This window comes from Streptomyces tendae (assembly GCF_008632955.1).
GTDB lineage: Bacteria > Actinomycetota > Actinomycetes > Streptomycetales > Streptomycetaceae > Streptomyces.
Map to the genome: position 1 here is coordinate 4,123,671 of NZ_CP043959.1, position 15,265 is coordinate 4,138,935.

Annotated in this window: 15 protein-coding genes; 7 read left to right on the forward strand and 8 right to left on the reverse strand. The window is 68.7% G+C overall.

Translation table 11 applies throughout. The features are described from left to right. Positions 1-244: 244 nt before the first annotated feature. Positions 245-1,879: a ribosomal protection-like ABC-F family protein gene (gene abc-f / locus F3L20_RS18880; RefSeq protein WP_150155376.1), complete on the reverse strand. Its 1,635-nt coding sequence runs from the start codon at positions 1,877-1,879 to the stop codon at positions 245-247. A gap of 544 nt (positions 1,880-2,423) precedes the next feature. Next, a complete protein-coding gene (locus F3L20_RS18885) occupies positions 2,424-2,999 on the reverse strand; it encodes a snapalysin family zinc-dependent metalloprotease (RefSeq protein WP_150155377.1) in 576 nt (191 codons plus the stop codon). A gap of 476 nt (positions 3,000-3,475) precedes the next feature. Here F3L20_RS18885 and F3L20_RS18890 point away from each other — a divergent pair, with 476 nt between their 5' ends. Continuing rightward, a complete protein-coding gene (locus tag F3L20_RS18890) occupies positions 3,476-4,537 on the forward strand; it encodes a DUF3533 domain-containing protein (RefSeq protein WP_150155378.1) in 1,062 nt (353 codons plus the stop codon). Between the two features lie 547 nt (positions 4,538-5,084). Here the strand turns inward: F3L20_RS18890 and F3L20_RS34030 are convergent. Next, complete coding sequence (locus tag F3L20_RS34030) at positions 5,085-5,255, reverse strand: hypothetical protein (RefSeq protein ID WP_167534554.1); 171 nt, start codon at positions 5,253-5,255, stop codon at positions 5,085-5,087. A 323-nt stretch (positions 5,256-5,578) separates the two neighbouring features. On the opposite strand from F3L20_RS34030, the gene F3L20_RS18900 reads away from it, so the two are divergent. After that, positions 5,579-6,298 (forward strand): DUF2625 family protein, encoded by a 720-nt coding sequence (locus F3L20_RS18900; protein WP_150155379.1) that lies wholly within the window; start codon positions 5,579-5,581, stop codon positions 6,296-6,298. Between the two features lie 137 nt (positions 6,299-6,435). Here F3L20_RS18900 and proS read toward each other — a convergent pair whose 3' ends face one another. The 3 genes from proS to F3L20_RS35455 all read right to left on the reverse strand — a co-directional run bounded on the left by proS (position 6,436) and on the right by F3L20_RS35455 (position 9,438). Further along, positions 6,436-7,848: a proline--tRNA ligase gene (gene proS, locus F3L20_RS18905; protein ID WP_150157410.1), complete on the reverse strand. Its 1,413-nt coding sequence runs from the start codon at positions 7,846-7,848 to the stop codon at positions 6,436-6,438. A 367-nt stretch (positions 7,849-8,215) separates the two neighbouring features. Continuing rightward, positions 8,216-8,797 (reverse strand): hypothetical protein, encoded by a 582-nt coding sequence (locus F3L20_RS35450; protein WP_346768025.1) that lies wholly within the window; start codon positions 8,795-8,797, stop codon positions 8,216-8,218. Further along, positions 8,794-9,438, reverse strand: coding sequence for an alcohol dehydrogenase catalytic domain-containing protein (locus F3L20_RS35455; protein WP_346768026.1), 645 nt, complete (start codon positions 9,436-9,438; stop codon positions 8,794-8,796). The genes F3L20_RS35450 and F3L20_RS35455 overlap by 4 nt, the downstream gene beginning before the upstream one ends. Before the next feature lie 392 nt (positions 9,439-9,830). Here F3L20_RS35455 and F3L20_RS34760 point away from each other — a divergent pair, with 392 nt between their 5' ends. After that, positions 9,831-10,319 carry a transposase gene (locus F3L20_RS34760; protein ID WP_431193164.1) on the forward strand — a complete coding sequence of 163 codons (489 nt, stop codon included), beginning with the start codon at positions 9,831-9,833 and terminating at the stop codon, positions 10,317-10,319. A 60-nt stretch (positions 10,320-10,379) separates the two neighbouring features. Here the strand turns inward: F3L20_RS34760 and F3L20_RS18920 are convergent, their stop codons facing one another. Then, complete coding sequence (locus F3L20_RS18920) at positions 10,380-10,730, reverse strand: helix-turn-helix transcriptional regulator (protein WP_150155380.1); 351 nt, start codon at positions 10,728-10,730, stop codon at positions 10,380-10,382. A gap of 142 nt (positions 10,731-10,872) precedes the next feature. Between F3L20_RS18920 and F3L20_RS18925 the strand changes: the two genes are divergently transcribed. Next, positions 10,873-11,238 carry an STAS domain-containing protein gene (locus tag F3L20_RS18925; RefSeq protein ID WP_240810695.1) on the forward strand — a complete coding sequence of 122 codons (366 nt, stop codon included), beginning with the start codon at positions 10,873-10,875 and terminating at the stop codon, positions 11,236-11,238. Positions 11,239-11,762: 524 nt separating this feature from the next. On the opposite strand, the gene F3L20_RS18935 is transcribed toward F3L20_RS18925, so the two are convergent. Continuing rightward, positions 11,763-12,197, reverse strand: a complete 435-nt coding sequence (locus F3L20_RS18935; protein WP_150155382.1) for an arsenate reductase ArsC — start codon at positions 12,195-12,197, stop codon at positions 11,763-11,765. A 91-nt stretch (positions 12,198-12,288) separates the two neighbouring features. Between F3L20_RS18935 and F3L20_RS18940 the strand changes: the two genes are divergently transcribed. Genes F3L20_RS18940 through F3L20_RS18950 form a run of 3 tightly spaced genes read left to right on the forward strand, consistent with a single transcriptional unit; the run spans position 12,289 to position 14,767 of the window. Continuing rightward, on the forward strand, positions 12,289-12,597 hold the full coding sequence (locus tag F3L20_RS18940) for an ArsR/SmtB family transcription factor (protein WP_150155383.1): 309 nt from the start codon (positions 12,289-12,291) through the stop codon (positions 12,595-12,597). Next, positions 12,594-13,712 (forward strand): ACR3 family arsenite efflux transporter, encoded by a 1,119-nt coding sequence (gene arsB / locus F3L20_RS18945; protein ID WP_150155384.1) that lies wholly within the window; start codon positions 12,594-12,596, stop codon positions 13,710-13,712. Before F3L20_RS18940 ends, arsB begins: the two co-directional genes overlap by 4 nt. Then, positions 13,709-14,767 (forward strand): ArsO family NAD(P)H-dependent flavin-containing monooxygenase, encoded by a 1,059-nt coding sequence (locus F3L20_RS18950; protein WP_150155385.1) that lies wholly within the window; start codon positions 13,709-13,711, stop codon positions 14,765-14,767. Before arsB ends, F3L20_RS18950 begins: the two co-directional genes overlap by 4 nt. Positions 14,768-15,265 lie beyond the last annotated feature (498 nt).

Genomic DNA, 15,265 nt, shown 5'->3' on the forward strand with positions numbered 1-15,265 from the left:
GCCGAGGGGTATGTCGCCAGAAAGCCGAACGGTGCACCGTGATGGAACTTCCCGGGCCCGATGAGGCGGCCCGGGGAAGTGGTCAGGGAGACGCCGGCGAGCACTCGACGTCCGCCCGCCCGAGGCCGCGCCCGCGGGCGCGGGCGATCAGAGCGGGTCGGGCACGGGTGTCCGTCCGAGCTGGTCGGTGCCCGGCCCACCGAGCGCGGACCCTCGGGCGCGGGGCAGGTCACACGCCTGCGGCTCACACCCCGGGGGCTCCCGTCTCCGCCAGCACGCCGTCGGCCAGCCGCAGCCAGCGGCTGATCCCGATCGCGGCGAGGAACCGCTCGTCATGGCTGATCACCATGAAGGCGCCCTGGTAGGAGTTGAGCGCGCTCTCCAACTGGCCGGCGCTCACCAGGTCGAGATTGTTGGTCGGCTCGTCGAGCAGCAGCAGGTGCGGGGCCGGTTCGGCGCACAGTACGCAGGCCAGAGTGGCGCGCAGCCGTTCACCGCCGGAGAGCACCCCGACCGGCAGGTGGGCGCGCGGCCCCCGGAAGAGGAAGCGGGCGAGCAGGTTCATCCGCTCCGCCTCGGGCCGCTCGGGAGCGAACTCCGCGAAGTTCTCCGCCACGGTGCGGTCCAGGTCCAGCAGATCAAGCCGCTGGGACAGATAGGCAATGCGGCCGTCGTTGCGCTTGAGCTCGCCCCTGTCGGGGGTGAGGTCACCGGTGATCAAGCGCATGAGGGTGGTCTTCCCGGCACCGTTGGGTCCGGTGAGCGCGATGCGTTCCGGGCCGCGGATCGTCAGGTCGACGCCGCCCGCTCCGAACACGTCCGCGTCGCCAAGGCTCACCTGCATGCCCTCGCCGAGGAACAGGTTGCGGCCGGCCGGCACCTGGGTGTCGGGCAGCTCCAGGCTGAGGCGCACCTCTTCGCGCAGCGCGCGCCCGGCCTCGTCCAGGCGGGCTTTGGCCTCGCTGACCCGGGCGGCGTGCAGGGTGCCGGACTTGCCGGCGGCCTCCTGCGCGCCCCGCTTCATGTTGCCGGCGAAGATGCGCGGCAGACCGGCGTTCTTGAGGTTCTTGGCGGCATTGCCGGCGCGGCGCTCGGCGCGCTCGCGCGCTTGCTGCGCCTCGCGCTTCTCCCGCTTCAGCTCCTGCTCGGCGTTGCGGATGTTCTTCTCCGCGACCTCCTGCTCGGCCCTGACGGCCTCCTCGTACTCGGTGAAGTTGCCGCCGTACAAACGCAGTTCGTTGCCGCCGAGTTCGGCGATGCGCTCCACGCGGTCGAGCAGCGCGCGGTCGTGACTGACCAGGAGCAGGCAGCCGTTGAAGTCCGACAGCACGTCGTACAACTTGTGCCGGGCCTGAGCGTCCAGGTTGTTGGTGGGCTCGTCCAGCAGCAGGACGTCGGGACGCTTGAGCAACTGGGCGGCGAGGCCGAGGGAGACGACCTGGCCACCGCTGAGCGTGCTCAGGCTGCGGTCCAAGGTGAGGTCGCCCAGGCCCAGGCGGTCGAGCTGCGCGCGGGTGCGCTCCTCGATGTCCCAGTCGTCACCGATGGTGGCGAAGTGCTGCTCGTCGACGTCGCCGGACTCGACGGCGTCCAGCGCGCGGATCACCTCCGCGATGCCGAGCACCTCGGCGACCGTGAGGCTGTTGGTCAGGGGCAGACTCTGCGGAAGGTAGCCGAGGGTGCCGCTGACGGAGACCGATCCGGTCGTGGGTGTGAGTTCACCGGCGATCAGCTTGAGCAGGGTGGTCTTGCCGGAGCCGTTGGGCGCGACCAGGGCGGTGCGCCCGGGGGCCACGGAGAACGACAGGTCGTGGAAGACCGGGGTGTCGTCGGGCCAGGCGAAGGAGACGTTCGAGCAGGCGATGGCTGCGTCGGACATGGAAGAACCTCGGAAGCACGGAGGGCAGAGCGTGAACATCTGCCCTGGGCAGACGGTGGAAAGGGGTACGACGAGACGGACCACTCCGGCAGCGCTCCTGGCGCCGGCCGGTGGCCGTCAGATCCGGATCTCACCCGGAGATGTCGTCTTCACCCACCACGTCTGTGACTCCTCGATCAGCGACCTGTCTTCCTTCCCAATCTAACAGCTCAGGCGAACCGCGCTGCGCCGGCGTGAGGGCTTGTCCGCAGACCGACCGTGACCCGACTGACCGGATGCGCGGCAGACAGGATCTCGTCCACGAGTCCGACGAGCGCGACTGCCGCCCGCCCTGGCCTTGTCCGGATGCCACGCGCCGTGCGCCCGCTTGAGATGGCAACGCTGTTGCCGTACCCCCTCTCCGTCGGGGCACGACCGCCACCCGTGACAGCGACGACGGCCACTGTCGCAGGGGCAGCTTCCGTACTCTGACAGGCGTGACCGGCGCACCGGGTGGCGCGGCCGCCGGTCCGCCCGGTTCAGGTGTCGGGTCGCGACCGTCGGGTCAGGGCGCGTCGGTCAGTGTCCGGCCGTCCGTGACGACCGGGAGGGCGAGGGCGCTCGTGTAGTTGGACTGCACGCGGGACCGTTCGGTGGCGTTGGGGACGGCGTTGGTGCAGGCCGTGCCGGCACTGGAGCCGGACATCAGCTGGGAGCACGGGCCCGGTTTGGTGTCCGGCAGACCGAGGCTGTGTCCCAGTTCGTGGGCGGCGATCCGGGTCTTGTTGTAGCCGTCGCTGACGGCCTGACTGCCGAGTTCGACGCGGACCTGGCGGCCGGGCCGGACGGGACCGAGCGTGGCCTGCGGCCAGCCCGTCGTCGCGACGATCACGATCTCTGCGGCGCCGCCAGGCGCCGCTTCCACCAGCCTCACGTTGCTGACGTTGGCGTTCCATGAGGCGACCCCGGCAGCGATGGCGGCTTCCCAGCCCGCTGCACGACTGTCGTCGTAGCGGAGGGTTACTACCGCAGCCTGGGCGCTGGGTTCTTCGACGGCCGGAGCGGCGGACGCGGCGCCCGCCGTCGCGAGAACGAGCGCCGTCGCGGACGTGCCTGCCTTGATCCAAGTGGTGAAGGGCATCGCTGCTCCTGTTCCGTGGGGGGAGTCCGGCCGGCCCCGGCGGGGCCGGGTGGAGCGAAGGAGTGGCTCAGCTGTCCGGTGGGCCGGCGCACCGTCGGCCGCCCCCGTCCGGGCCATGCGATGGTACGCCGAGGCGCCTTGATAAGTCATGCACCTGTCATGTCGATTTCCCGTCATGTTCGGTGGCGGAGCGGCGAATTGTCCGAGACCGGGACCCTGCACTTGCTCGCATCGCCTGGGTTGCAGGTGGCCGGCTTGCTCCTTTCGTCCTCGGTGACGGTCAGACCGCGGGCGGCCTTCACCAAGGAACATGCCTGCCGTAGACGCCCCAGCGTGAACAGTTCCCGGACGTTCAAGTCCGACGTTCGCCCGGACGGGTCGCACAGCGCCGTCCGCGTGCGTGTTCGCGGAGCAGCTTCAGGGGGCCGGGGCAGGATGGGCTGCTGCATGTTCTCAACCGCGGCAGGGGAGTCCAGGTGGCGGGTGCAACGGGCAGGTCGACACCGGTCGAGGAGGGTGCGGGCGCGCAGTTGCGTGACGCCATCACGGCCCGGGCGGCACTCGTCATGCTCGGGGTGCTCCTGCTGCAACTGGGCTTCGCCCTCTCCTACATGGGCGCTTTCCACGCTCCCGAGCCGCACAAGATCCCGGTCACCCTGGTGGCGCCTCCCGAGGCGGAACGAGAGGCGGTGGAACGGCTCAACGCCCTGCCCGGCGATCCGCTTCACGTCACGGCTGTCCGCGACCGTGCCGAAGCGCGGGCGCGCTTGCTGGACCGGCGTACGGACGCCGTCCTCCTCCTGGCTCCGACGGGACCGACCGACACCGTGCTCGTCGCCTCCGCAGGCGGTCCGTCCGCCGCGACGGCGGCTACCGGGGTTCTGCAGGACGTCGCCCGCGCGCAAGAACGCCGGATCGTCGTCCGCGACCTCCGCCCGCCCGCGGCCGGAGACTTTCGAGGGTTGTCATCCTTCTACCTGGTCCTGAGCTGGACCATTGGCGGTTACCTTGCCGCGTCCGCCCTGAACATGGCGGCGGGTTCCAAACGCCCCACCCTGCACCGCACCCTCGTGCGTCTCGCGGCCATGGTTCCCTACGCCTTCGTCTCAGGCGTCGGGGGAGCCCTCATCGTGGGCCCCGTTCTCGACTGCCTGCCCGGATCATTCTGGGAACTCGTCGGCATGGGCACGCTCGTGGTGTTCGCCTCCGGTGCGGTCGGCGTCGCCCTTCAGTCCGTGGCCGGAACCGTAGGCCTGGGACTCACCATCCTGATTTTCACCGTTCTGGGTAATCCCAGTTCTGGTGGTGTGTATCCCGCATCCCTTCTGCCTCCCTTCTGGGCGGCCATCGGGCAGGCGCTGCCTCCCGGGGCGGGGACGACCGTGGTGCGCAACACCGTCTACTTCGGAGGCAGTGCCACCACTGGAGCGTTCTGGATCCTCGGTGCCTGGGCCTTTGGGGGCGTGGTCGTGGCGATTCTTGCGGCGGCTTTCCGTCGGGGCCGGGCGGGCCGGGCCGGCGGTCACTTCTCGGCGTAGTGCTTCGGTGTGCTCTGGCGTCTCCCCTGTTTCGGGGACAGTTTGGTTAAGTAGTGGCGCTTTGATGTCTTACCGCGCTACTGCTGCGGCACATGCCCCACGGGGAGGAACCTGGCCCCGTCGCTGGCCTCACGGTGCCGGCAAGCTTGCGCTGGATTGACCGCAGTGTCCTGATCGTGGCCTCGTCGGTGAACCCCGTGGTCATTGACCATTCGACGCCCGAGCCAGCAAGGTCGCTGACAAAGACGATCTCTGTTGCCAGGAGCATCCGTGCCCAGTCCACTGCCCTGAGCGGAGCATCTTCACCGAGTGCAAGATTCAGCACGCGGCACTGATCAAGCAGATCTTGAGCGTCCGCGAACCCCATGCCGACGGCGAGGGGGTCACTGCACCGCGTTGGACCGCCCCATTCAAGGAGGGAGCGCCGAAGCAGTTCGACCTCGTGCTCGGTCAAGAGCTCGCTCGCCCGCACCCTGTGTTCTGGCAACAGCCCTCGCCCTCTCGTCTGAGCCGAAGAATGATCACGCTACCTGTTCTTGACGCGTCTTCAGCAGGTGAGGCCGCAGGCAAGTGAGGCCAGGGCGTCGCGCAGGACGAGGCGTCTCTCCCAGCGGACGGCCAGGCGCTTGAAGCGGTGCAGGAGCGAGAAGGTCTGTTGGACGACGTAGCGGAGCTTGCCGAGGCCCTTGATGTTCGGGGCGCCCTTGCGGGAGATCACCGGCAGGATGCGCCGCCTGCGTAACTGGCGCCGATTGCAGCTTCGCGAGGAAACCCAGGGGTGATACCCCGGCCCCCAATATCCCGCGCACCCTGTGGGAAGCGCCGGGCGCCCCGCGGTGAGCGGACCCCGCCCTATGGTGTGGATGCGGTTGACTACCCGGCCAGCTCGTACGTCACCACCTGGCACCAGCCCTGTACCGTACGCCCCTTTCAACACGTATGAAGGGGGGCATGGTTACTTCGAGGTCATCTCGATAGGCGGGGAGCTCACCGGAGCGACCTGCCTATTGGGATGCGTAGTGCAGGTGCGACGATGCGGGCATGCGTGCGTTGAGCCAGCTGATCGATGTCGAAGAACCTGCCTGGCCTGAGCTGAAGGAGACACTTGATGCAAGTCCGGTGTCTGTCGAGGTGCTTCCGCTCGATGGTGATCTGGGCAGGGCGTCAATTCTTCAGCTGCAGGTCACTGCCAGGTCCTACCTGGGTGCGGTGGCGTTGCACTGCGGGGGTCTGCTGGTGGACAACGGATGGCTGCGAGTCTTTGGCAGCCCGGTAAGTGGGGCCGCGCACGGGGTGCCGAGCCTGGCTCGCGTAAATCAGTTCCCTGGAACGTTCGACCCAGCGTGGCGGCTCGAGACGGGCTTGGTGGTGGCACACGACGTGCTGGGCGGCGTCTTCGCCCTCAGCGGCGCTGCTCCCGCCGCCGCCGGCCAGCCCGGTGAGGTTGTCTACTTCGCTCCGGATTCCCTTCGCTGGGAGGCTCTGGGGGTGGGTCACCCGACGTGGCTGGCCTGGGTGGTGTCCGGGGCGCTCGACGAGTTCTACGCCGCTCTGCGCTGGCCCGGCTGGCACGAGGAGGTCTGGGCGCTGGGCGGTAATCAGGGCCTGTCACTGTTCCCGCCGTTGTGGTCTGCCGAGGCGCGCCAGGACATCTCCGCGGCCAGCCGCCGTGCCGTATCCATGAGAGAGCTGCTTGGCGTAGCCCGGGACTCATGCCGACAGTTCGACGGCGTTGATCCGGGCTTTCTCGGCGCCGTGTGAATGCCCACGCCGATCTCATTCGCCGGACCAGAACCTGGAACGTCCGATCGCTGCGCCTTGCGCTGCGCAAGGCGATGCGGGCCGTGCCGTGAGGCCGCCCACGGTAGCCAGGGGGAGCAGCGTCCGTCTCACCAGGGTCAGTAGGCGCGTGCCACGACGGCGATGTTGCCAGGCTGGTCGTCGCTCTCGGGAACGGAACCGTCTGCGGCGACCAAGCAGCGCACGGTGACGCCCTGTTCGGCAAGCTTGGCCTCACCCTCCACGCCCAGCGTTTCCCAGGGAATCCGCGCCCAGCCGGTGCTCGCCGCCTCCGCAGCCTCCTCGCCCGTGGTCACGTCGACGGTGCGGTCGTCGCGACGCTTACGAGCCTGCGCCAGCAGAAGCGCCTGGTCGTCCTCCAGTACCGTGGGCAGGATTTCGGACAGTGCCCCGATCGGCGTCGGCTCCTTGGTTCCCGCTACGCGGCGGACCAGCACGGCGGTCCCGTTCTCCACGTCACGTGGCCCGACCTCGATCCGTACCGGCACCCCCTTGAGCTCCCAGTCGACCGCGCGACGGCCGAACGGCGTGTCGGTGCGGTCGTCGACGTGGGCGCGGATACCAGCCGTCTTCAACCGGTCACCGAGCCCGCGGACCGTGTCCAGGACCGCGTCGTCACCCTTGACGGCCACGATGACCACCTGAACCGGCGCCAGACGCGGCGGGATGCGAAGGCCGTCATCGTCGCCGTGCATCATCACCAGTGCGCCGACCATCCGGGTCGTGGAACCCCATGACGTCTGCCAGACGTATTCCTCACGGCCGTCCTTCGACAGGTAGCGCGTATCGAACGCCTTGGCGAAGTTCTGGCCCAGTTCGTGGCTTGTGGTCAGCTGGAGGGCTTTGCCGTCGCCCATCATGCCTTCCAGGGTGAGCGTGTTGATCGCACCGGCGAACCGCTCCCTGACCGTCTTGCGACCGGGTACGACATCCATGGCGAGGACGTTCTCCAGGAAGTCGGCGTACACCTCCTGGTGGATGTGTGCGGCGTAGTCCCGGGCGTCCTCGTAGGTGGCGTGTGCCGTGTGGCCTTCCTGCCACAGGAATTCCGTCGTACGAAGGAACACCCGCGGCCTCAGCTCCCAGCGGACAACGTTCGCCCACTGGTTGATCAACAGCGGAAGGTCGCGGTAACTCTGCACCCACTTGGAGAAGTAGTCGTTGACGATCGTCTCAGACGTGGGGCGGACGACGACGGGCTCTTCCAGCTCCTTGCCCCCGCCATGAGTGACTACGGCCAGTTCGGGCGCGAAGCCCTCGACGTGCTCGGCCTCCTTCGTCAGGTACGACTGCGGGATGAAGAGCGGAAAGTACGCGTTCTGCGCCCCGGCCCTCTTGATCCGGGCGTCCACCTCCTGCTGCATCCGCTCCCACAGGCCGTACCCGTACGGTCGGATGACCATGGTTCCCCGCACCGGCCCGTTGTCGGCCAGTTCGGCCTTGCTGACCAGGTCCTGGTACCAGCGGGGGAAGTCGGCCGCCTGGGGTGTGAGAACGGGTGCCTTTGCCATGACGCGCAGGGTAGGACGCGGCTCCACCAAGGCGCGACCCGATTACTTCCCGCGCGTCAGGACGCCAGCAGGCGCCTCGTCGGCGTCACCGTCCCTGGTGACGGCAGCCTCCTGGTGCGCGTGCAGTCGCCGGCTGACCCCCGTCACCTGCCGCCTGCGCACCCCCGTCGCCGTCACCCGCGCCGAACGCACCAACTGTCTGGGCCTGGAGCCGCGCGACACCAGCCAGGACCCGGACCGCGCCATCCCGATCGACCCGACCGCCGCGCGGAACAGCAGCCGTGGTCCGCCCCATCGACCCCGCCACAGCGTACGGTGCGGAGGTGCAGCCGAGCCCGACGGATGACAGACGCTGGTCAGGAGCGAGTCAGGCGAAGCGAGGCCGGCGTCTGTCCGACCTCGACAGACGGAGGATCCTGAAAGAGACGGGCGCCAGGACGAAGCCGCCGCCCGACCGTCCCAATCGACCGTCTTCACACCGTGCCCGACGCCGACACATTGGACGCAGGCGGGCCAGACCGCAGGCGTGACTGTCAGACGTCCGCGGTGAGGGTGATGACGACCTTGACGTCCTCGTCCTGAGCGGTGAACGCCTCGGCGGCGCGTTCCAGCGGCACCCGTCGGTGACTATCCGCTCCAGCCAGCCCGGATCCGCCTTGGCCAGGGCGTCCGCGGCCTGCTGGTAGTGGCGCAGGTTGGCGTTGACCGAGCCGACGACCGCATCGTTCTCCAAGACCAGCTCCCGGTTGATGCTGCCGGCGTCGATCGACAATTGCCGGCCACGTGGGGAGACCCCGGTCAGGCACACGATGCCATAGGGCGCTGTGCCCGCCATGGCGGCGAAGACCAGGCGCCCAGCACCGGTCGCCTCGAGTACCACATCGGGACGCACCTCGGCGATGACCTGGTCGATGTCCTCGCTGTGATACGTGGCGCCGAGGTCCCTCACCAGAGTCGGCTTCCGGCCGACGTGACCCTGTCCAGGACGTGCACATCGAGTCCGCGCTGCACACCCAGCAGGGCGGCCAGCAAACCGATCGGGCCGGCCCCCGTCACCAGGACCTGCCGCGGCTCGAACCAGGCGCGGCCGCCCACCCGCTCGACCTGCTCCCAGGCCTTGGCGACCACGCTCGCAGGCTCCAACAGCATCCCGACCCGCTCCAGCGCAGGATCGAGCTTCACGGCGTAGTCGCTCTCCACGGTCCACAGCTGGCTGGCGTAGCCGTCGCGCTCCTTGATGCCCCGCTCGGTGTAGCGGCCGTTGCGACACATATCGAACTCGCCCCGCGCACACGCCCCGCACGGCACCGGATCCGGACGGCGCACGACCCCCACCACGAGGTCTCCGGTGTCGAATCCGCTGTTCGGTGGCGCCTGACGCACCCGGCCCAGCGACTCATGGCCGATCACCAGCCGCTCCTGGCCCGGCGGCGCCCACCCGTACTCGCCCGCCACGATCTCCTTGTCCGTGCCGCACACCCCCACCGCCAGTCCCTCGACGACAAGGTCATCGTGGGCGGGCACGGGCTCGGGAACCTCCCGGATCTCCAGCGATTGTGCGGCAAGGGGGCGGACGGTGACAGCGCGCACGGATGATCTCTCCCTCGAACGTGCAGTCGAGCCGCAGTCGCGGGCTGCAGAACAACGCTGCGGCATCAACGAGCCGGGTTTCCCTCCGCTCCTGAGTGCCCTGCTCACGCCGCCATATACGCCGGCCGACGGGCCTGACGGGACTGGAGCGTGTCTCTTTGATCGGTTGGTCAGTTGATCGAATGTGTCCGTTCGGTTGGTGATCGCTGACGCGATGTGGGACCGGATCGCGCCGCTGATGCCGGCCGATCCGGTCCGCGGCCGACGGTGGGCTGATCACTGCCGAACCCTGGAGGCCATCGCGTGGAAAAACCGCACCTGCTCGCCTCTTGGGATCTGCCCGACGAACCGGGCTCGTTCCAGACAGCCCACAAACGCCTGATCAGGTGGCTATGGACGGCACCTGGGAACGCATTCTCGTCTCAGTCCTGGCAGAGGCTGACGCTGATGCCGACATCGGCTGGACGGTCTCGGTGGACTCCACCGTCTGCCCCGGCCCACCAGCACGCTGCCGGTGCCAGGAAAAAGCGCCGCCAGACGGGGCCGAACCTGACGACCATGCCCGCGGACGCTCTCGCGGCGGCCTGAGCACCGCAGTTCACCTGGCCAGCGACAGCCGTGCACGGCCTCTGGCCCTTCGTATCACCGCAGGCCAGGCCGGCGATGCCCCGGCCTCCGAGACCGTCATGACCGCCATTCATGTTCCGCGAAGCGGACCCGGAAGGCCAAGGACTCGCCCAGACCGCGTCCTGGCGGACCGCGCGTACTCATCACGGGCGATCCGGAGTCACCTCCGCCGACGCGGGATCCGCGCCGTCATCCCCCAGCCGTCCGACCAGTCAGGCACCGCCTGCGGCGAGGCAGTGCCGGCGGCCGACTGATGGCAGGACGTCGGCGGCTTTCCTTTGCCGGATGACGGTCATGCCAGGTGCCCGGCGCTGTCATCCAGCTGGGGCTGTTGGTGCGCCCTGACGGGGGGCGCCGGTGCGGTCGGTCTCGTCCTGCACGAGCAGGGAGAGCAGCGATGCGACGGGGAGGCCGGCTTCGGCGGGATGACGCAACACCTTGTCCGGTTCGATGCGATAGGTGTTAGTGCGCCCGTTACGGGTGTGGGAGAGGTACCCGTCCCGTTCGAGGTCGGAGATGATCCGCGACACGGCGCGTTCGGTGAGCCGGCAATGGGCGGCGATGTCACGGATGCGGGCGTTCGGGTTGTCGGCGACCGTTGCCAGGACACGGGCGTGGCTGGTGATGAACGTCCATCCGGTGTGGGATTCGGGCACTGCGACCATGCGGATCATTTTAGAGGACGTGTCTTGCCTGAAGCCTGTTGCATGACATAATTTTCCTGCAATCGCTGACATGCCCCCGCAGGGGTGCTGCCACAGAAGGAGCCGGAAGGTGCCCTGGAACGAGGTCGGTACACCCACGCCTGTGAGCGACCGCGGTGGGGGGCCTGGGCGCAGCACCGCGCACGCCTCCCACACGGCAGAGGCACAGCAGCCCGAAAGGTCCGGCGCCCGGGTCATCGAGGCTCGCGGCTCCTACGACATGGACTCCATCAAGCCGCTTGCGGACGCGCTGGACGCTGCGGCCAGGGAGTACCCGATGGTGATCCTCGATGCCTCCGGCGTCACCTTCGCGGACTCGTCCTTCTTGAACCTGCTGATCCTCGCCCACCAGGCCGGCCCCCTGCGAGTGGTGGCGCCGTCCCAGCCGGTACGGCGACTGTGTGAGATCACCGGAGTCGACCAACTCCTCGACATTCGGGGCACGATCGACGAGACCGCCCACTCCTGAACCGTCCGCCCTCGGCACCCGGACGACCCTGACCCTCACCTGGCTGCGGCCATACGCTCCTGCTCGGTCGCAGCACACTCTGTCCTATTGATCAGAAACTCAGGAGGTTCTCGTCCAGGACGTAGCGGACGTGCGGGCCGCCGAAGTAGTCGCGGACGAAGCGTGGCCGGCGCTGTCGTCTGCGGAAGAAGCGGCAGGTCTCGGTGGCAAGTTCGGCCGGGTTCCGGGTCCATCCAGCCCTTGGTCCTGATCGCCGACATCGCGTTCACCGAGAACCGGTTCCCGCTCCGCCGCACCACGGGCGTCTTCCCCTTCTCGCCCCAGGTGCGACCGGTGACCTGATCGGAGAGGAGACCGACCTGGTCGGCGAAGAGGATCTCGCCGCCGTCCTCCTTCGGTGAAGAAGCGGTGGCAGCCGCGCACCTGGTACCAGGCACGTACTCAAGGGCTGCGGTGTTCCTGCGTCAGCAGGGCCCTTTGGTGACGAGTGCTGGGCGTCGCGATGGCGACGTCGCGTTTCCCGCTTACGCCGTCGCTTCCGGCTTGGACGGGGCGATTTCGGCGATCAGGCCCTCGACCAGGGTCTTGATCTCGTCGCGGATCGGCCGGACCGCATCGACGCCCTGGCCGGCCGGATCGTCCAGTTTCCAGTCCAGGTAGCGTTTGCCGGGGAAGACGGGGCAGGTGTCGCCGCAGCCCATGGTGATGCACACGTCGGACTCCTTCACCGCGTCCACGGTAAGGATCTTCGGGACCTCGGCGGAGATGTCGATGCCGACCTCGGCCATCGCGGCGACGGCGGCCGGGTTGACCTGCTCGCCCGGGTTGGAGCCGGCGGAGCGCACCTCGACGCGGTCCCCGGCCAGGTGGGTCAGCCAGGCGGCGGCCATCTGGGAGCGGCCTGCGTTGTGGATGCAGACGAACAGGACGGACGGCTTCTTGCCGGTGCTCACGGGCATGAGGGGCTCTCTCGTCTCGCGGCGGCTGCACGTCACCCACGACGTCAGCATCCGCTGGTATCAGCGATCGATGATGTGACAGTATCAGCGCATGCTGACTTCAGTCGATCCTGATGTGATCCGGGCGCTGGGCGATCCGCTCCGGCTGCAGATCGTCACTCTGCTGGCGCGTGAGACGCTGTGCACCACGCACCTGGTGGAGGAGACCGGGGCCAAGCAGACCAACTTGTCCAACCACATGAAGGTGCTGCGCGAGGCCGGACTGGTGGAGACCGAGCCGTGCGGCCGCTTCACGTATTACAAGCTCAGGCCCGACGTCCTGGCCGGCCTCTCGGAGCAGTTCGCCGAGCTCGCCGAATCCGCCCGCACTGCCGCGGAGAACAAGAGGGCCTGCCCGTGACCTCCGCCGAGCCCACCACCGCCCGCGCCCAGAGCACCGATGCGGCCGGGGACGACTCGATCGTCAAGAAGCTCTCCACCCTCGACCGTTACCTCGCGGTATGGATCCTGCTCGCCATGGCCGTCGGGCTCGGGCTCGGCAGGCTCATCCCAGGGTTGAACGACGCGCTCGCGAAGGTGGAGATCGGCGGGGTGTCCCTGCCGATCGCACTCGGCCTGCTGATCATGATGTATCCGGTGCTGGCGAAGGTTCGTTACGACCGGCTCGACGCCGTCACCGGCGACCGCAAGCTGATGGCCTCCTCGCTGGTCATCAACTGGATCGTAGGCCCGGCGGTCATGTTCGCGCTCGCATGGATCTTCCTGCCGGACCTGCCGGAATACCGCACCGGCCTGATCATCGTCGGCCTGGCCCGCTGCATCGCCATGGTCATCATCTGGAACGACCTCGCCTGCGGCGACCGTGAGGCCGCCGCAGTCCTCGTCGCCCTCAACTCCGTTTTCCAGGTCCTCGCCTTCGGCCTGCTCGGCTGGTTCTATCTCGATCTGCTGCCCGGCTGGCTCGGCCTCGGCGACGGCGAGCACCTCGACATCTCCATGTGGAAGATCGCGCTGAACGTCGCCATCTTCCTCGGCATCCCGCTGCTGGCCGGCTTCCTCACCCGCCGCCTGGGCGAGAAGAAGCTCGGCCGCACCGACTACGAGCAGCGGTTCCTGCCGACGATCGGCCCGTGGGCGCTGTACGGGCTGCTGTTCACGATCGTCATCCTCTTCGCGTTGCAGGGAAAGACCATCACGTCGCAGCCGCTGGACGTCGTCCGGATCGCGCTGCCGCTGCTGGTGTACTTCGCCGTGATGTTCTTCGGCACGTTCCTGCTCGGTAAGGGCCTGGGCCTGGCCTACGACCGCACCGCGACGCTCGCCTTCACGGCGGCGGGCAACAACTTCGAGCTGGCCATCGCGGTAGCCATCGCCACCTTCGGCGTCACCTCGGGCCAGGCCTTGTCCGGTGTCGTCGGCCCGCTCATCGAAGTGCCGGTGCTGATCGGCCTGGTCCACATCGCGCTCGCATGGCGAAGGAAGTTCGCCGCCGGCATGGTGACGACGGCCCCGTGACCCAGCAGACGGACGTGGTGGTGGTCGGCGGCGGCCAGGCAGGGCTCGCTGCCGGCTACCACCTGCGCCGCCAGCGCCTCGACTTCGTGATCCTGGACGCGGAGGCGGAGCCGGGCGGGTCCTGGCAGCACATGTGGAACTCGCTGCACCTGTTTTCCCCGGCCGAGCACTCCTCTCTGCCCGGACGGCTCATGCCCGCCCAGGCGGGCGAGACGTACCCGGGTGCCGGGCACGTGGTGGACTACCTGACCGACTACGAGAAGCGCTACGACCTGCCCGTCCAGCACGGCACCCGTGTGGACGCCGTACGCCGTGACGGCGACGGGTTACTCATCGAGGCGGATTCCGGCACTTGGCGGGCCCGTGCGGTCGTCAGCGCCACCGGCAGCTGGTCACGGCCCTTCCTCCCCGCCGCCCCCGGCCACCGAACCTTCACCGGCCGACTGCTGCACACGGTGAACTACCGCTGCCCGGCCGACTTCGCCGACCAGCGTGTCGTCGTGGTCGGCGGCGGGAACTCCGGCGCTCAGATCGCCGCCGACCTCGCCCTGGACGGCCAGGTCGAGGTGACGTGGGTGACCCAGCGCCCGCCGCGGTTCCTGCCGGACGACATCGACGGCCGTGCTCTGTTCGATGTCGCCACCGGCCGCCGTCGCGCCCTGGACGCCGGCCGCGCCGACACCGGCGGAGTCGCTTCGCTGGGCGACATCGTGGCCGTGCCACCCGTACGCGAAGCCCGCCGCGCCGGGCTTCTGACCGCCAAGCCGATGTTCGCCCAGCTCGCCGCTACCGGTGTCGGGTGGGCCGACGGCAGCCGGAGCGACGCGGACGCGATCGTCTGGTGCACCGGCTTCCGCCCGGTACTGGCCCATCTTGCCCCGCTGAACCTGCGGGGCCCACGCGGGCACATCCCCACCGCCGGGACACGTGCCCTCGGTGAGCCGAGGCTGCACCTGCTCGGCTACGGCGACTGGACCGGCCCGGCCTCGGCCACCCTCATCGGCGTCGGCCGCACCGCCCGGGACGCCGTGCGTGAGGTCGCCGGCCTGCTCTAGCTAGGAGCCGTCCGGTCGATCACGGTCGTGGATGGTCCGGCATGATGCCGGGGTGAGCATCATCGTCGAGTTCTTCGCGGCTTCGGATGACGCGTCAGCGGCTCTGGCCTGAGAGGATCGCTTGTGGACTCGCCTGAGTCAGGTGACTTGGCCGAGGCCGGCGGTGGTCAGGTACTGCTACGCAAGGCGGTGAAGTCGGGCTCGGAGTCGTATGCCCCGGGTTCAATGCCGAGTTCGTGGGTGAGTACTCGCCGAACTGCCTGATGTGCCGTCAGGTACGGCGAGATGTGGTCCAGGTCCTCGGGGTTGATCTCCCAGCCTTCCTACAGGAGCTGGCGGGCGATCTCGGGGAGGTCCACCGGCGTTTGGAAGATCACCGCGTTCGTGAGCTCTCACCCGCCACAAGAAGCCGACACCCTGGCGACACCACTCAATGCCGTCAGGACAGCAACCGCCCGCCTCGTCTACACCGCTGTTGGCAACTGCCCGGCGGCGCCG